The 15,236-nt window shown below is 63.1% G+C and carries 13 protein-coding genes and 1 pseudogene; 6 read left to right on the forward strand and 8 right to left on the reverse strand.

Features of this window, described 5'->3' with window-relative positions; translation table 11 throughout:
- Positions 1-35: 35 nt before the first annotated feature.
- The 4 genes from I5R65_RS01820 to I5R65_RS01835 all read right to left on the reverse strand — a co-directional run bounded on the left by I5R65_RS01820 (position 36) and on the right by I5R65_RS01835 (position 6,574).
- A complete protein-coding gene (locus I5R65_RS01820; protein WP_196872020.1) occupies positions 36-1,394 on the reverse strand; it encodes a hypothetical protein in 1,359 nt (452 codons plus the stop codon).
- A 188-nt stretch (positions 1,395-1,582) separates the two neighbouring features.
- Positions 1,583-2,701 carry a nucleotide excision repair endonuclease gene (locus I5R65_RS01825; protein WP_196872021.1) on the reverse strand — a complete coding sequence of 373 codons (1,119 nt, stop codon included), beginning with the start codon at positions 2,699-2,701 and terminating at the stop codon, positions 1,583-1,585.
- A gap of 181 nt (positions 2,702-2,882) precedes the next feature.
- The gene (ligD, locus tag I5R65_RS01830; protein WP_196872022.1) at positions 2,883-5,516 is read right to left on the reverse strand and encodes a DNA ligase D; all 2,634 of its coding nucleotides are present in this window, start codon (positions 5,514-5,516) and stop codon (positions 2,883-2,885) included.
- The gene (locus tag I5R65_RS01835) at positions 5,513-6,574 is read right to left on the reverse strand and encodes a Ku protein (protein ID WP_196872023.1); all 1,062 of its coding nucleotides are present in this window, start codon (positions 6,572-6,574) and stop codon (positions 5,513-5,515) included. Before I5R65_RS01835 ends, ligD begins: the two co-directional genes overlap by 4 nt.
- 197 nt (positions 6,575-6,771) lie before the next feature.
- Here I5R65_RS01835 and I5R65_RS01840 point away from each other — a divergent pair, with 197 nt between their 5' ends.
- The 4 genes and pseudogenes from I5R65_RS01840 to I5R65_RS01855 form a co-directional block, all read left to right on the forward strand.
- A complete protein-coding gene (locus tag I5R65_RS01840) occupies positions 6,772-8,466 on the forward strand; it encodes a thiamine pyrophosphate-binding protein (protein WP_196872024.1) in 1,695 nt (564 codons plus the stop codon).
- Between the two features lie 2 nt (positions 8,467-8,468).
- Positions 8,469-8,735 (forward strand): hypothetical protein, encoded by a 267-nt coding sequence (locus I5R65_RS01845; protein ID WP_196872025.1) that lies wholly within the window; start codon positions 8,469-8,471, stop codon positions 8,733-8,735.
- 211 nt (positions 8,736-8,946) lie between these two features.
- Positions 8,947-9,162, forward strand: a complete 216-nt coding sequence (locus I5R65_RS01850; RefSeq protein ID WP_196872026.1) for a hypothetical protein — start codon at positions 8,947-8,949, stop codon at positions 9,160-9,162.
- 70 nt (positions 9,163-9,232) lie between these two features.
- Positions 9,233-9,781: pseudogene (locus I5R65_RS01855) on the forward strand (type 1 glutamine amidotransferase domain-containing protein); the annotation flags it as partial.
- A gap of 457 nt (positions 9,782-10,238) precedes the next feature.
- Here the strand turns inward: I5R65_RS01855 and I5R65_RS01860 are convergent.
- From I5R65_RS01860 to I5R65_RS01875, 4 genes are all read right to left on the reverse strand, one after another.
- Positions 10,239-10,493: a hypothetical protein gene (locus tag I5R65_RS01860; RefSeq protein WP_196872028.1), complete on the reverse strand. Its 255-nt coding sequence runs from the start codon at positions 10,491-10,493 to the stop codon at positions 10,239-10,241.
- A 138-nt stretch (positions 10,494-10,631) separates the two neighbouring features.
- Complete coding sequence (locus tag I5R65_RS01865) at positions 10,632-11,204, reverse strand: DUF4142 domain-containing protein (RefSeq protein ID WP_196872029.1); 573 nt, start codon at positions 11,202-11,204, stop codon at positions 10,632-10,634.
- 237 nt (positions 11,205-11,441) lie between these two features.
- Positions 11,442-11,738, reverse strand: a complete 297-nt coding sequence (locus tag I5R65_RS01870; RefSeq protein WP_196872030.1) for a PQ-loop repeat-containing protein — start codon at positions 11,736-11,738, stop codon at positions 11,442-11,444.
- A gap of 621 nt (positions 11,739-12,359) precedes the next feature.
- Positions 12,360-12,623 carry a hypothetical protein gene (locus I5R65_RS01875; protein WP_196872031.1) on the reverse strand — a complete coding sequence of 88 codons (264 nt, stop codon included), beginning with the start codon at positions 12,621-12,623 and terminating at the stop codon, positions 12,360-12,362.
- A 259-nt stretch (positions 12,624-12,882) separates the two neighbouring features.
- Here I5R65_RS01875 and I5R65_RS01880 point away from each other — a divergent pair, with 259 nt between their 5' ends.
- Positions 12,883-13,638 (forward strand): YoaK family protein, encoded by a 756-nt coding sequence (locus I5R65_RS01880; protein WP_196872032.1) that lies wholly within the window; start codon positions 12,883-12,885, stop codon positions 13,636-13,638.
- Positions 13,639-13,748: 110 nt separating this feature from the next.
- Positions 13,749-15,233, forward strand: a complete 1,485-nt coding sequence (locus I5R65_RS01885; RefSeq protein WP_196872033.1) for a Fic family protein — start codon at positions 13,749-13,751, stop codon at positions 15,231-15,233.
- The last annotated feature ends 3 nt before the right edge of the window (positions 15,234-15,236 follow it).

The following is a 15,236-nucleotide window of genomic DNA, read 5'->3' on the forward strand; positions in this document are numbered from 1 at the left end:
CCCCGCCGTTTTTGCATGGCACACCCGGATCGGCATCAGAACTTCGACGACACCGCCAGGCCCCATTTGCGTTCCTCGTCGCCGCTATCGGGCAGCAGGCCATTGGAGTAATCCAGGCTCAGGCCGACGTTCTGGTTGAAGTTGTAGGTCAGCACCGACTTCCAGTAATGGATGCTGCGATTGCCCTGCAGTGCCTTCAGGCCGGTAAAGGTCGTGGTGAAATCGAAAGGCAGCGCCGGGTTGGTGGACGACACCGTGAACCCGGCCTGCGCGCCCAGGCGGATGAAGTCACGATGCTGGTCATACACATCCGGGTCACCACGATTGATGTAGATACCGTTACGGCTCTGGCCCACCAGGATGGGCTTGAACGCCAGGCCATTGCCCCAGCGCAGGAAATCATTGAGCCGGCCCGGGCGCACCGGCGTGAGGGTGAAGTTGATCGTCAACAGGCGGCTGCCATCGGTGTTGTTGAGCAGATAGTCGGGACGCGCCGTCAGGTCTTCGGTATTGGCCGTATCGGCATGGGCGAAGTGGAAGGCCGACAGCATCCCGATCTGGGTGGTACGCGTGGTGGTGACGTCGCGATTGCCGGAATCATAGTTGGTGACGCGGTTCTGCTTGAAACCGACATAGGGCACCGCTTCATAGGTACTGCCCGGCTCGCCCATGGCGCGCTTGTCCAGCGAGTAACCGGTGTAGACCACCACGTCATTGGTACGGGACTGCGCCACGTCGTCATTGGCCAGCGCCACGCGAGCGCGATCCACTGAGGCGAAGCCGGCCTTGTCGCGGTGATCGATGGAAAGCTGGTCGGGATTGCCGCGCACGCGCACGTGATCCATCCAGCCGGCCTGCTGGGCAGCGGCGGGGGCGGCCGATGCTGCCGGCGTGGCCGCACTGCCGGCGGCGGCCGGCGCCACCCCCATGGCCAGGGCGGAACCGGCATAGGCCATGGCGGGCGCGGCCTGGGCCGTAGTGCAGCTCAGCCCCGCCCGGCTGTTGTCGCGGAAAAAGGCCGCCACCTCACTGCGGCCGTTCGGCTTGATCTGGTCATCCTTGCCGTCCAGCAGTCGCTGTACTTCTTCGGCCATGTGATCGACGTTGCAGCTATCGCCCTGGCAGGTCTGTCCATTGGCTTTTTCAGCAGCGCGCTTTTGCAGCAGCCAGGCCACCAGCGCCCGCGGCGAGGACAGCGGCGCAGGCTCCTTGCCCACCGACAGATAGGCCGTGCTGACCGGATAGGTGCGGATCAGGCTGGCGGCCAGTTGATCCTTGTCCAGCGTCAGATCGTTGCGGCACAGGCCGGTAAGCTCGGCCGCCTGGGCCAGCGAGAGGGAGACAGGTGCGGCCAGCACCAGGGTGGCCGCATAGCGTGGGAGTCGTCGTCGCATGGGGTCGAAGGAATGAGCAGTCAAGGGAATGGGAAAACGGGGAAAACGGGGAAGCGCGACGCCAGCAAAGAACGACAGGACCGCGCAAGGAAAACGGGAGAAGGCTTCCAGCAGAATGGGACTGAGGGCGACCGCCCGGCATTGCCGAGGAATATCGAGGAGGACCAAGGAGCGCCAGACCCGCCACCTCAGGCGGCCGACAGCGGCAGTCCTGGCAGCGGGCGCAGGTCCAGCTGGCCCAGCAGATAGGGCTGGATCACCAGCTTGTAGCTGTCCAGGTCAAAAGCCTTGAGACTGGCCGCCGGACGGGCCGGCAGCTGGCGGTGGTCGCGATCCAGCGAGCCCAGGTAGCGCCAGTGATCAATCACATGCACCTGCTGCCAGCCCTCACCCTGTTCGACGATGCCCATCGGGCCGGCATACGGCCAGGGCAGGATGCGCAGGTCCTCCAGCGCCTGCATCAGGCGTTGCTGGTGCTGCTCGTGGGATTCCTCACCGGTGCAAGCACCGCGGCAGCGACGGATCTGGCGACCGAAACAGGCCATGCCAAAACCGCCCGGCTGCTCCAGCCCGGTGACGATGGAGCACAGGCCGTGACCCTGCACCAGCTTGTGTAGCGCTTCTTGCGCCGCCCGTTCGCTGGTGAAGATGCCGAACAGGTTTTCGGCGCGGCTGAATTCACGCTCGGCCACCTGCGTGACCTGCGGCTGGCCATCCGCGCTCAGGCGCAACGTGAACAAGCCGCGCTTGCTGCGTTGCTTCTTGTTGTGGGCCGGGCGCAAGTCGCGCAGCAGACAATTCTCCAGCAGTGCCGCACCCAGCTCACCGGCGGTGCGGCGGCACTCGATGCGGCGGGTCTGGCCGATCAGGAACTGTTCTTCATGATTGTGCAGATGCGCCAGCACACGGCTGCGCAGGTTGACGCTGCGTCCCACGTACAGCGGGGCATCGTCCACGCCACGGAAAATGTAGACGCCGCAGGCATTGGGCAAGGCCTCGATGCTGGCACGCTCGATATGCAAGGGATAGCTGAAGGTCGCCGCCCGATGCGCCGCCGGCTGGGGCGCATTGAAGGTGGCCAGCGGCTGACCGGGCGCCCCCATGCCGCGCTGTCCTTCCTGGGCCAGCAGGCGCTCCACCAGTGCCGCCGGCAGCTTGCGCGGCGCGGCACCGCCCGGCGCCACGGCGCTCGCGTGTGGCATCAGGGAAGGCATGGCGGCCTGCAGGGGACGGGTGAAAAGCTGGGTCAGCGAAGTGCGGTGGCTGAGGGTATTCATGGCGTGGGCCAATTCCTTCTTGGTATTCATGGCACGTCTGGACGTGCTCGACGGGTTTTGCAGAAGGCCCGGATGCACCGGGTCTTGAAGTTAAAGTGGATTATGAAGTTGACCCGCCGCGCCCACAGTCGGCAGGAAGATGAAGATCGTGTAGGACATTGCCGCCCTGCCGAGCCTGGAGGCCACAGCGCCGCCACCGCACGAACCCGGTTCAGACGCTCTCGAAGGCGTCCAGCATCGCCTTGGTCAACCGCTGCCTGGCCTTGCCGAATCCGGCCCAGGGATCGTGGTCCTGGAGGTCCTTGAGCCGCTGCGGCATGGTGGCGACCTTGAAATGATCGGCCGTGATGCCCTGGTCCAGCTCTTCCCAGGTGATCGGCACCGACACCGCTGCCCCTTCGCGGGCACGGACCGAATAGGCGACCACGGTGGTCGCTCCCGGGGCATTGCGCAGGTAATCGATGAAAATCCTGCCCTGACGCGCCGCCTTGCTCATGCGGGCAATGAAACGGTCCGGCAGCACCCGGGCCAGATGAGCGGCCACCCGGTGCGCCCAGTCCTTGACCACGTCCCAGCGATGATCAGGACGGATCGGCACCATCACATGCAGGCCCTTGCCACCGGAAGTCTTCAGGTAACACGCCAAACCTATCTCCTGCAGCAGGCCGCGCATCAGCTGCGCCCCCTCCACTACCACAGCCCAGGGCACATCCGGCGCGGGATCGAGGTCGAACACCACCCGGTCCGGTTTGTCCAGCGCACGACCAGTGGCGCCCCAGGCATGCAGTTCGAGCACGCCCATCTGCACCGTCGCCACCAGGCCGGCAACATCGTTGACCATCATGTACCGGGCGCTGCCCTCGCCTTCTGGGACCTCGATGGCGTCGATGGCCTCGGGCATGCCCTGACCGATGTGCTTCTGGAAGAAGCATTGACCGCCCTGCCCGTCCGGACAGCGCACCAGCGACAAGGGCCGTTGTTTCAGTTCGGGCAGGATGAACCCGGCCACGCTCTGGTAGTAGCGCGCCAGCTCCAGCTTGGTCAGGCCGGTGTCGGGGAAGAGAATCTTGCCCGGATGCGTGAGTTTCACCCCCGCGACTATTACCGGTCGGGACAGGTCGGCCTTGCTCACCCCTTTGCTGCTGCCTGCCTCATCGCCCTCATCGCCAACATCGGCCGCGTGCGCCAGGGCTTGCTCCGTCTCGCGCACGATGTCACGGGCCTGCTTGTCCTCCCGCAGCGCCAGGAAACTGCCGTGTCGCAGAATCCCCGAGCGGGTCCACTGCGCGAACTTGACCTCGGCCACCAGTTCGGGCGCCAGCCAGTGCACCCCACGTCGTTGCTGCCCCGTCGGTGGATTGACGAAGGCCGGCTGGTCCTGCTCCAGCTTGCGGAACCGCTTCAACAGCTTCGCCAGTAGGCGATCATCGAAACCGGTGCCGACCCGCCCCGCATACTGCAACTGTCCCTTATCGTCATATACGCCCACCAGAATGGCACCGAATCCGCTGCGCTGGCCGGCCGGCTCGGTATAACCGGCGATCACGAATTCCTGGCGACGCTCGCACTTGAGCTTGAGCCAGTTGCGGTCGCGGCGCCCGGTGTAGGGCGCATCGGCGCGCTTGACCACGATGCCCTCCATGCCGTGCTGGCAGGCATGCCGGAACACCGCATCGGTATGACCGGCGATGTGCTCGCTGTAGAGCAGCAGTCCGTCCTCATCCGCACCAGGAATCAGGGTGCGCAGCAATTCCTTGCGCTGGCGCAGCGGAACCTCCCGCAGATCGTGACCATTCAGGAACAGCAGATCGAAGGCATACAGCGCCCGCCGGATGCCATCGGCCTGCTGCCGGTCGCCGCGCACCAGGGTCTGCAGGGCCTCGAAGCTGATTTGCCCGTGCTCGTCCAGCGCCACGACCTCGCCGTCGATCCAGGCATCGTCCACCGGCAGTCGTTCCAGGGCCTTGACCAGGATCGGCCAGCGATGGCTCCAGTCCAGGCCTTCGCGGGTGTAGATGGCGGCCCGGCCGGCGTCGATGCGACACAGGCCGCGATAGCCATCGAACTTCAGTTCGCTGAGCCATTCATCACCCTGCGGCGCCTGATCAACCAGCGTCGCCAGTTGCGCGTCCATGGCGTCCGGCAGCTTGGCCGGGTGTGGCAGGCCGCTCTCTGTCTCTGGCGCTGCGCTGGACTGCTTGTGCCTGGAGGGCTTGGTGGCTTTCTTCGACCGGGCCGCTGGCTTGCCTTCTTGTCCTTGATCCGCGACACCAGCCTCGTCACCGCGATCCTTCACACTTTCCGGTCGCAACTCGGTGATCGCGGCCGCCTTGCCGCTGCGGGCGGCCTCATCGTCGTCCTTGATGAGCAGCCAGTTTTCCTTGCCATCAGCCGCCGGCTTGCCCATGCGGACCAGCGCCCAGCGTCCCTGCAGCTTGTCGCCCTGGAGTTCGAAACTGAGATGGCCCTTCTTCAGGCCGGCCTGCACGTCACCCTGCGGCCGCCACTGGCCGCGGTCCCACAGCACCACGTGGCCCGCGCCGTACTGGTGTTCCGGGATGTCGCCTTCGAAGCTGCCATAGTCCAGCGGATGGTCTTCCACCCGCACGGCCAGCCGCTTGTCATGCGGGTCCAGGCTCGGGCCTTTGGGAACGGCCCAGCTCTTGAGTACGCCATCCAGTTCCAGGCGGAAGTCGTAGTGCAGGCGCCGTGCATGGTGGCGCTGGATGAAGAAATGCAGCCCGTCCTCGGCCGTCCGGGCTGACCGATGGCCTCTGCCGGAGGGCTCCGGGGTGAGCGTAAAGTCGCGCTTGGCATGATAGCGTTCCAGGGACGATGCGCTCATGCCTGCGCCCTCCGCGAGCTGGTGCGCTCGCCGGTGCTGCGACGCGAGGTGCTGCTGCTTTTGCTTTTGCTCGTGCTCTTGGCGCTAGCCCTCACCTTGGTATGGGGCCCAGGCTTGGCGTTGCTGGTGCTGCCATGGGTACTGCCGCGCTTGGTGGCCGGTTTACGGTCGGCCAGCTTGTGGACCTTGGCGCCCTGTTTCGGCTTTTCCTCATCCACATCGTCGCGACTCTCCTTGCGCGCCTTGGTCGACGCCTTGCCGCGCCCATCCAGACTGCTCTTGAGCAGCGCCATCAGGTCCACCACCTTGGCCCCGCTGCTGGTGGGCGCTGCGGCTTCATCGGGTTCGGCAACCTCATGCGTCTGCCGGCTCTTGATCTTCTTCCTGATCAGGGCCAGCACGTCATCGCGATAGCTGTCATGGAACTGTTCCGGCGCCCACTCTGCGGACATGTGATCCACCAGGGCGCGTGCCATCTCCACCTCCTGCCGAGTCACCGCCGCCTTCTTCGACTTGCGCGACGGCACCGGCAGATCGTCCGGTGCGCGCAATTCGCTGGGGTAGCGCAAGGTGATCAGTTGCAGCATGTCCCCCTGCGGAATGAGCGCTGCCAGGTGCTGGCGGGTACGGATGACGATCTGGGCAATGGCCATCTTGTCGCTGGCCAGCAGGGTCTCGCGCAATAGCGCATAGGCCTTGTCGCCCCCCTTGGCCGGGGCCAGGAAGTAAGGTTGCTCGTAATACAGGATGGGAACCTGCTCGCGCTCCACGAAGCTCTGGATATCGATGCTCTGGGTCGCCTCCACATTGGCGCGGCGCAGGTCTTCGTCGGACATGAGGACAAACTTGCCGTCCTCGTATTCATAGCCCTTGATGATGTTTTCCCACGGTACTTCACGGCCGGATCTCTTGTTGTAGCGCTTGTAGCCCACTGGTGACAGGTCGCGCTTGTCCAGCAGCGTGAAGTCCAGCTCATCGTGCTTCTCGGCGGTATAGAGTTCGACCGGGATATTGATCAGCCCGAAGCTGATCGCCCCTTTCCAAAGTGCGCGTCGCATCGCTTCCTCCACAGTCTTGCTGATGCGCCGATTATGCGAGCCCGGCCCCGCTTCCACAGTCGGCCGGTTGATGAAGCCGGCGTAGGAATGTGTCGCAGGCGCGCACTTCTCCTACACCGATTTACCGCACAGACCGATACAGGCGCGCCCTCCGGCGTCTTACTCTTGGACCAATCTTCCTCGTCCATGGAGCCGACATGTCCGCCACCGTTGCAGAAATCCTCATCGACACCCTGTACCAGATCGGGGTGCGCCAGATCTTCGGCGTCGTCGGTGACGCCCTGAATCCCCTCACCGACGCCATCCGTCGCGACAAGCGCATCGAATGGATAGGCGTGCGCCACGAAGAAGGTGCGGCCCTGGCCGCCGCCGGCCAGGCCAAGCTGACCGGCCGTCTGGCGGTCTGCTGCGGCACCACCGGCCCCGGTGCCAATCACCTGGTGGCCGGCCTGTATGAAGCCCGCAAGGACCATGCCCCGGTCCTGGCCATCTCCGGCGGCGTGCCGGCTGCACGCCGTGGTACCGATTATCTGCAGGAAAATTCACCCGACCTGCTCTTTCGCGACGTCGCGGCCTACAGCCAGACCGTCACCAGTGCCGACCAGGCGCCTGCCGTCTTCCACCAGGCCATTGCCCAGGCCTACGCCCAACGCGGCGTAGCCCACCTTAACCTGCCGGCCGACATCATCGGTGCCCGTACCTCCAATACCGTCCCCAGCCTGCACACCCTGCGCGAGCGCGCCGAGCTGGCGCCGCCGCCGGCTGACATCCAGGCCGCCGCTGAACTGATCAACGCCGCCGGCTCGGTCGCCATCTTTGCCGGCAATGGCTGCCGGGGTGCCATCGACCAGGTGCTGGCCCTGGCCAGCAAATTGCAGGCACCGGTGATGCACACCTTCCGTGGCAAGGACCTGATGGCCTACGACCACCCGCACTGGATCGGCGGGGTCGGCCTGATCGGCGGCGCGCCCGGCACCGATGCGCTGCAGGCGGCCGAACTGATGCTGATGCTGGGGTCGGACTATCCCTACTCGGAATTCCTGCCCACCCAGTCCAAGGTGATCCAGATCGATGAACGCGGCTTCGTCCTCGGACGCCGGGCCCCGGTCACGCTGGGGATCACCGGCTCGGTCGGTCCCAGCGTGCGGGCGCTGCTGGAAAAGGTCGAGGGCAAGACCGACGGCAGTTTCCTGCAGAAGGTCAATGGCGAGCGCGAACGCTGGAACGCCAAGCTCGACAGCGCCGCCGAAATCAAGCGTCAGCACAAGAAGATCAAGCCCCAGAGCCTGGCCCGCACCCTGAGCGACCTGGCCGATGACGATGCGACCTTCGTGGTCGATACCGGCGTGGTGACGCTGTGGTGCGGCAACTGGATTCGCCAGCGCGGACAACAACGCATCCTGGCGTCCTTCAACAACGCCGCCGTGGGTACCTCGCTGGGCCAGGCCAATGGCATCCAGGTCCTGGATCGGCAGCGTCAGGTCGTGGTGGCGGTGGGCGACGGCGGCTTCACCATGTTGCTGGGGGAGTTCATGACCAGCGTGGAGCACAAGCTGCCCCTGAAGGTGGTGGTCTTCAACAACCGCGAATGGGGGCTGGTCCATCTGGAGATGGAAGAAGCCGGCATGCCCGCCTTCGAAGGTTCGGAATTCCCCAATGCCGATTTCGCTGCCTTTGCCCGCGCCTGCGGCGGCCAGGGCTTCACCGTGCGCACCCCCGACGAGCTGCAGGAGAACGTGCAGCAGCTGCTGGCCGCGCCCGGACCGGCGGTGCTGGATGTCTTCATCGAACCATCCGAATTGCCGGTCATGCCGCACATCAAGATGGAACAGATATGGCGCTTTGGCCTGGCCAAGGTGCGCGAGAGCCTGATCGCCATGAAAGGAGGCTGAACATGGAAAGCCAGATGAGCATTGAGCAGCAACGCGAGGACTATGCCCGCGAATTGAAGCGGCGCTTCGCCGATTACAAGCAATGGGCCATCACGCACTGGCCGGTGAGCGAGCAGCCGCTGGATGATGCCGCTTTCGTCGCCTCCGAGCGAGAACTGGAACTGCTCACCGGCAGCAGGTTGCATCCCGGGCACCAGGACGGCGCACCGCCCGCCGGCGGACCACAGCAGGCGCAGTTCGAGGATGTGACGCCCGCGCCCTGGCCGTGAGCGAGACCCGCGCACAGCCTGGCAGTCGCTTTGCCTCTGCATTGCCGCTGCATTGCCTCGATTCTTACGCGGGGTTGCGCTGCCCGCTTATACCGCCTCCATGGGTGGCGCAGTAAGCTTGATTTCACCGGTCGCATCGTTGGCGCGATGCATCGATCCGATCAGGTCTGCATGGACCAGAGACTGATACTTAAAGTTAAAGGAGGTCATCATGAGCGCAAGCAAACACGACAACAAGGATCATCGTCCCAACCAGTACGACACTCCCTCGGAGGTCGCGCTGGATGAAGCCAATGAAATGAGCTTCCCCGGCAGCGACCCGGTGGCCACCTCCAATATCACGCGCATCGAAAAGGCGCCCGAGATGGACAAGGCCAGCAACGATCACCAGAACCGCAACAAGGTTCGCCAGAATACCCCGGACTAACCCACAATCCGCCCCCACCCAGGGTGGCCGGTGCATGCCGGCCACCCTTTTTTCTTCAGGGAGATCCCTCATGAGCAATCGCTATCGACAATTGAAGGTCGCCGTCCTGGTGACCGATGGCTTCGAGCAGGCCGAACTGCTGGAACCGAAAAAAGCGCTGGAAGCCGCTGGTGCTACCGTTCACATTCTTTCGGACAAGACCGGCAGCGTGCAGGGCTTCAAGCACGTCGACAAGGGAGAATCGGTCTCTGTGGACGGTAGCCTGGACAGCGCCCGCCCCGAGGATTATTCCGCCGTGCTGCTCCCCGGCGGGGTGGTCAACGGTGACGCCATGCGCCTGCTGCCAGAAGCCCGCAACTTCATCCGCGCCGCCAACGATGCAGAAAAGCCCATCGCCTCCATCTGCCACGGTGGCTGGTTGCTGATCTCGGCTGGCATCGCCAAGGGTCGCACCGTCACCAGCTGGCCCAGCCTGCAGGACGATTTCAGGAACGCCGGCAGTCAATGGCTGGACCAGGAAGTGGTACGGGACGAAAACTTCGTCTCCTCCCGCAAACCCACCGATATCCCGGCTTTCAACAATGAATTCATGAAGCTGCTGGATGAGCAGCAACGACGCGAACAAGGCAGACAAGCCGATGCTGGCGGCGGCGAGCCTGCACTGACCGAAGCCGACGGCGAGGTCCAGACCAGCAAGCCGCGTCTATCGGAAAAAGGCAGCGCCCCGGCCGCTCCGCCCAGCCATGAGAACGAGGCCTTTGCCGTGGCCCATGGACAGTCGCCGCAAAGCGATGGCTGATCAGGTGTGAGCGCTGTTTTTCCTTTACCGGGAAGAGATGGACAAGAGGGGTTCGTCCCCTCTTTTTGCGTGAGCGTTTGCGAGCGGCATCCGGGCTTCTGCAGGCAATCCGCTTCGCGGGCGCAAAGCAAATGCCGTCCGCACCCGCGGTGGTGGACGGCATCGGAAACGGCAGCAAGAACAACATCCGGCGGACAGACAGTGCCGCCGGCACGCCATCAGTCACAAGCATTCACCAGCGGTCACAGGGGGTCACAGGGGGTCAAAACCCGTCATCTCAACCGACAGGCGGTGTCGTCGCGTGCTGCTGGCGCATGGCTTGCGCCAATAATGCCAGGGCAGCCTTTTCGGCTTCCTTGCGCTTCTTGCAGATACGCACCGGCTGACCTTTCAGGTCGTGCAAATCCATGTGCCAGAGATGATCGACGCGGGCGTCGAGGTAGGCAACGTACTTGTGCTTGTCCAGCTTGGTCACGCGGGGCATGAAATGCCCTGCTTGCTGCTGTTGAACTGATCTGGCGAAGTGTTTCATGGCAAGTCTCCTCGGCGCGGCTGCGGGATGGGACGTCATGACGGGCGGGGCAAGGCTGCTATCAGCATAGTCGATGAAGGCGGCAGCGAAAGCTCTTTTTCGCAGGACCGCCTTCATTTCCGACCAGGCGCTGACGGCTTATTTCCTGGCGGCATCTACCTTGCGCTTGAGGTCGCGCCCCATCTTCAGATGCTCCTTGAGGCCGGGCAGGGTCTTGGCGGCAAAATTCTTCACATCCGGATCATCGGCCGAGGCAGACGACTTCTGGAACAGCTTGACCGCATCTTCATGGGCAGACACGCCGATCATGCTGGCGTAGCGCTTGTCGAAGGTGTTGCCCGACAGCTTTTCCAGGATGGCGATCTTCGCGCGCTGGGCGATGCTGGGCTCGGTGGGCAGGGTGACGTCCTTGCTGGAGGCCAGTTGCTTGAGTTCATCACCCACTGTGCCGTGCTGGTCGATCATCTTCTGCGCGAAGTCCTTGATGGCCGGGTTGCTGCTCTTTTCCAGTGCGACCTTGCTGGCCGCAATTTCCGCATTGCCCGCCTCGGCGGCGTTGGTCATGAAGCTCTTGTCCTTGCTGGTGACCGATTCGGCCGAGGCGCTCAGGACCAGCGTGGCACCGGCAATGAACAATGCACCAGCGCCCAGCAGGCGGCGCGTGCGATGACGGGTGGGCAGAGCCGAGGAGGCAAAGGGGATGGGCTGCATGGCGATTCTCCTTGTGGTGATGGTTGATGAGCGGCTGGCGACGGGTGCGCTTGGCGCACTGAGTGCATCTGGCGCACTGGTCGATGAGTCGATGACGGAGGCCGTACACGTCCTCTGTCACTGTCGAGACATGCACATGCGACTACTGTAGTGAGGATGGCGTGCGGTTTGCATCAGACAGCGCCAATGAAATCTGTAGGAATCGATGAGCGCGATGAATACCATCGAACGGCAGGCTCAAGCCTGCTCCTGCGAGCGCTGGCGACGACGATTGCGCAGATACAGGATTTGCCCGAGCAGCGCCGTACCCAGCAGGAAGACATTGGAAACCACGAACACCCAATCCCCCTGTAGCAGGCTGTATGTCACGAAGCCGGTCGAGGCCGCCAGTTGCCCGAGAAACAGCCAGTGCGACACGCCCTGGGTGGAACGACTGCGCCATTGTTCATACACCTGCGACGAGATGGTGAGCAACAGGATCAGGGTGGCTCCCCAGCCGATGAGGTCGGTAATGTGATCGGACATGGTGGTCATGGCAGGGACCGTGCGGCCCCGGGAAGCGGTCAATGCAGCGATGGTGCGCCTGGTGTGCGCGTGGCGCAGTCGGCCAGCCTCGCAAGCCCTTGTAGGAAGAGTCCGCTGATGGGCAGTGATGCACCGACCCGACAAAGGTGGGCTGCGGCATTGCGACATGCGCACGTCTTGCTTAGGGCCTGTTCCCGACGCCTATGCATTACCGGAAGTCAGGGATAGTGATCTGGGCGAAGTGAATCTGGGCCGACGCCAGGCCTGGCGCGGGTGTCGGGGTTGAGCGACAGTTTCGCGTGTAGGTTTTTTCCTACGCATCAATCGGGTACTGTCCGATCTTCTTTTTTGCGGTGCATCGTTACTATGCATTCCAACGAACTCGAAACCGAGGACCCGAATTCCGGCAAGAACGTCCCCCTCCGTCCTGCCATGAATACTGTCCATCCCCCATCGGTTTATCCCCACGGGTCGTTTTCATAAGCAGAAATTCTCCGAAGATTCCCCCGATCCTCGGCGTCTTATATCCCTCCCCCTCAGGCCGCCTCCCCCAGGCGGCCATTTTTTTGCCTGCTTTTTTTTCTTGCTTTTGCCTGCTGGAGGGTCGCCCTCCGGATGCCTTGCCGAGCGCTACCCGTTTTCCGCTTCACGCTTTAAATTCCGGGTCTGCTCCCGGTTCCGGATGATGTAGTCCAGCGCATCAGCATAGGCGGCATCGCTGCTGCTTCGCAGGACTTCGCACACATGGGTGGAGGCCGGGTCCTGGCCATTGGCGCCAATCAGGACGACCCCGTGGAATCCGCCTCCCTGGGCCTGTTGCACGCCGGGCTGCAACACGGGAGTACGCAACTCTTGCAACTGCTCGCCGCCGGGGATATCGATGGGGATGCTCATGCTGGGCTCCTGGAAAGGGAAGATTCGGTGGACGGCAGGCTGATGCATGTCAGTCATCGGCGTATCGGCCACCGCGTCGGGCCAAGAAGAAGTATTCTTGTCAGGATAGAAAACGCTGAAGGAAAAGACAGCAAGAAGCCGCCGAGGATCTGCGTAGGAAGGGGCGAAGATGAGTTCGCCTGCGCAGTGCCAACGCAGTTCGGCCGGTATTTCTCGGAGTCTGTCTGCCAACGGCGTCTGCCTTCACCCTGGAACCGTCATGCCCATCGATTACCTGCGCCGTCTCACCAGTCCGGCGCGCACCGACCTGTCCAACCGCCACCTGGGCCGCTCGCTGGCCTTCATTGCCGGCGCCGTCAATGCCGGCGGTTTCCTGGCGGTCGGGCAGTACACCTCGCATATGTCGGGCATCGTCTCCTCCCTGGCCGACAACCTGGTCCTGGGCGAGACCTTACTGCTGGTCTCCGGCGCCAGCGCCCTGCTGTCCTTCCTGCTGGGAGCGGCTTGCTCGGCGGTGATGATCAACTGGGCCAGGCGTCGAGGCCTGCACAGCGAATACGCCATGCCCCTGATGCTGGAGGCCATGCTGCTGCTGTGCTTCGGTATCCTGGGCAGCAATCTGGAGAACCACCGCCTGCTGTTCGTGCCGGTAACGGTGGCGCTGCTGTGTTTCGTGATGGGCTTGCAGAATGCCATGATCAGCAAGATTTCCCGCTCCGAAATCCGTACCACCCATGTGACCGGCCTGGTGACCGACATCGGTATCGAGATCGGCAAGATGTGCTACTGGACCCTGGCCCCGCACCAGCCCGGCGAAATGCATCAGGATGACCCGGTCCCCGGTGCGCGTCGCAAGTTCATGCTGCTCTCTTCCCTGTTGCTGATGTTCTTCGTGGGGGGCGTGGTGGGCGCGCTCGGGTTCAAGGCCGTGGGCTTTCTGGCGACCATGCCGCTGGCGGCGGGATTGTTCTTGCTGGCGCTGGTGCCGATGATGGATGACCTGGCACGTTCCTGAAGGCGTATAAGCGCCCTGGCAAAGCTGGAAAATTAAAGAATTTCGATAAGAACCATGATTTGGCGTGATAAATTAAGATTTCTCGATAAAGATTAAGAAATCTCGATGCCATGACGCCACTGGGCTATCAACATCTGATCGATGCACTGCATCTGAACGTCACGCCGCTGGAGAAGGTCGCCTACGCCGACTCCTCGGTGAATCGACGCATGGATACCGAGACGCGCATTCTTTTTCCCTCTTCGGTGGCGATAGAGCCGAGCTTGATCGGACACCTGGAATTTGCGCTCAAACATGAGGGCGTCAATCTGGAGGTGATCGATGCGGCCTTCGAGCATATCCCACCCACCGCATTGGTCGAACAACTGGCCATCAAGCCCATGGGCGAACACATCCGGCGGGCCTGTTTCCTGTGGGAGTGGCTGACCGGCCGCACGCTGGAGGTCGCGCCCATGAACAATGGCGGCTATGTCGACCTGTTCCCGACGGATGAGTACTACACCGCTCCCGACCCGGTGCGATCAAGCAAATTCCGGGTCCGGGACAATGCTTTGGGCAACCCGGCCTTCTGTCCGGTGGTGCGTCGCCGTGCCATCCCGCAAATGCCATCGCTGGACGCCTTGCTGGCACAGGCGCGGGATACACTGGCGGCCCTGCACGACCCGGAGCTGCACCGCCGCGCCGTGGCCTACCTGTATCTCTCGGAAACCTGCTCCAGCTATGCCATCGAATCGGAAACGCCCAGCTTCGACAAGCAGGAACGGTTTGTCCAACTGCTGCAGCGGGCAGGAGAAGCCGGGGAAGTGAACGAAGCCTGGCTGGTCGGGCTGCAGAACGTCATCGTCAGGGATGTCTACAGCCAGGAAGCGTCCTATCGCCATCAACAGAACTGGCTCGAAGACAGCAGCGGACGGGTCAGTTTTTTCCCTGCCCCTGCAGACGATCTGGAGCACGTCATGCGCGGTTGGGAAAGCTTCATCAACGATACCCGTCGTTGCCCCGACCTGCTGGTGCAAGCGGCCTGCGCGGCCTTCGGCTTCGTCTACCTGCATCCCTTCCTGGATGGTAACGGGCGTCTGCACCGTTTCCTGATCCAGCATGTGCTGGCGCGGTCTCACCTACTGGAACCGGGAACGCTGGTTCCTGTATCGGCAGTCATCAGCAAGAACATCCCGATCTACGGTGCGCTACTGACGGCATTTTCCCGGCCGGTCACGATGCTCTGGGACTATCGTCGAGGTGACCAGGGTCCGATTGTGATCCGCAGCCCAGGCAGCCGTGCCTATCGCTTCCTGCGGGCGGACCGGGAAGTGGCCTTCCTGCACGAGATGATCAAACAGGCGGTACAGGATGAAATTCCGAGGGAACTGGCCTACCTGAGAGGCTATGACGCAGCCTTCGCGCAGCTCAACGATGAGTTCGACCTGCCGCAGAAAGACCTGTCGGCGCTGATCCGCATGATCCAGTCGAATAACGGCACGCTTTCGCTGCATCGCAGAAGGCAATATGGCCATCTGCCGCGCTCCGTGCTGGACCGTATCGAGCAGGTCACCCGAGAAATGTTCGATGCGGCCGATATGCCGCCAGAATCCTAGAAA

It is taken from the genome of Herbaspirillum sp. AP02 (assembly GCF_015767275.1).
Lineage (GTDB): Bacteria > Pseudomonadota > Gammaproteobacteria > Burkholderiales > Burkholderiaceae_D > Herbaspirillum.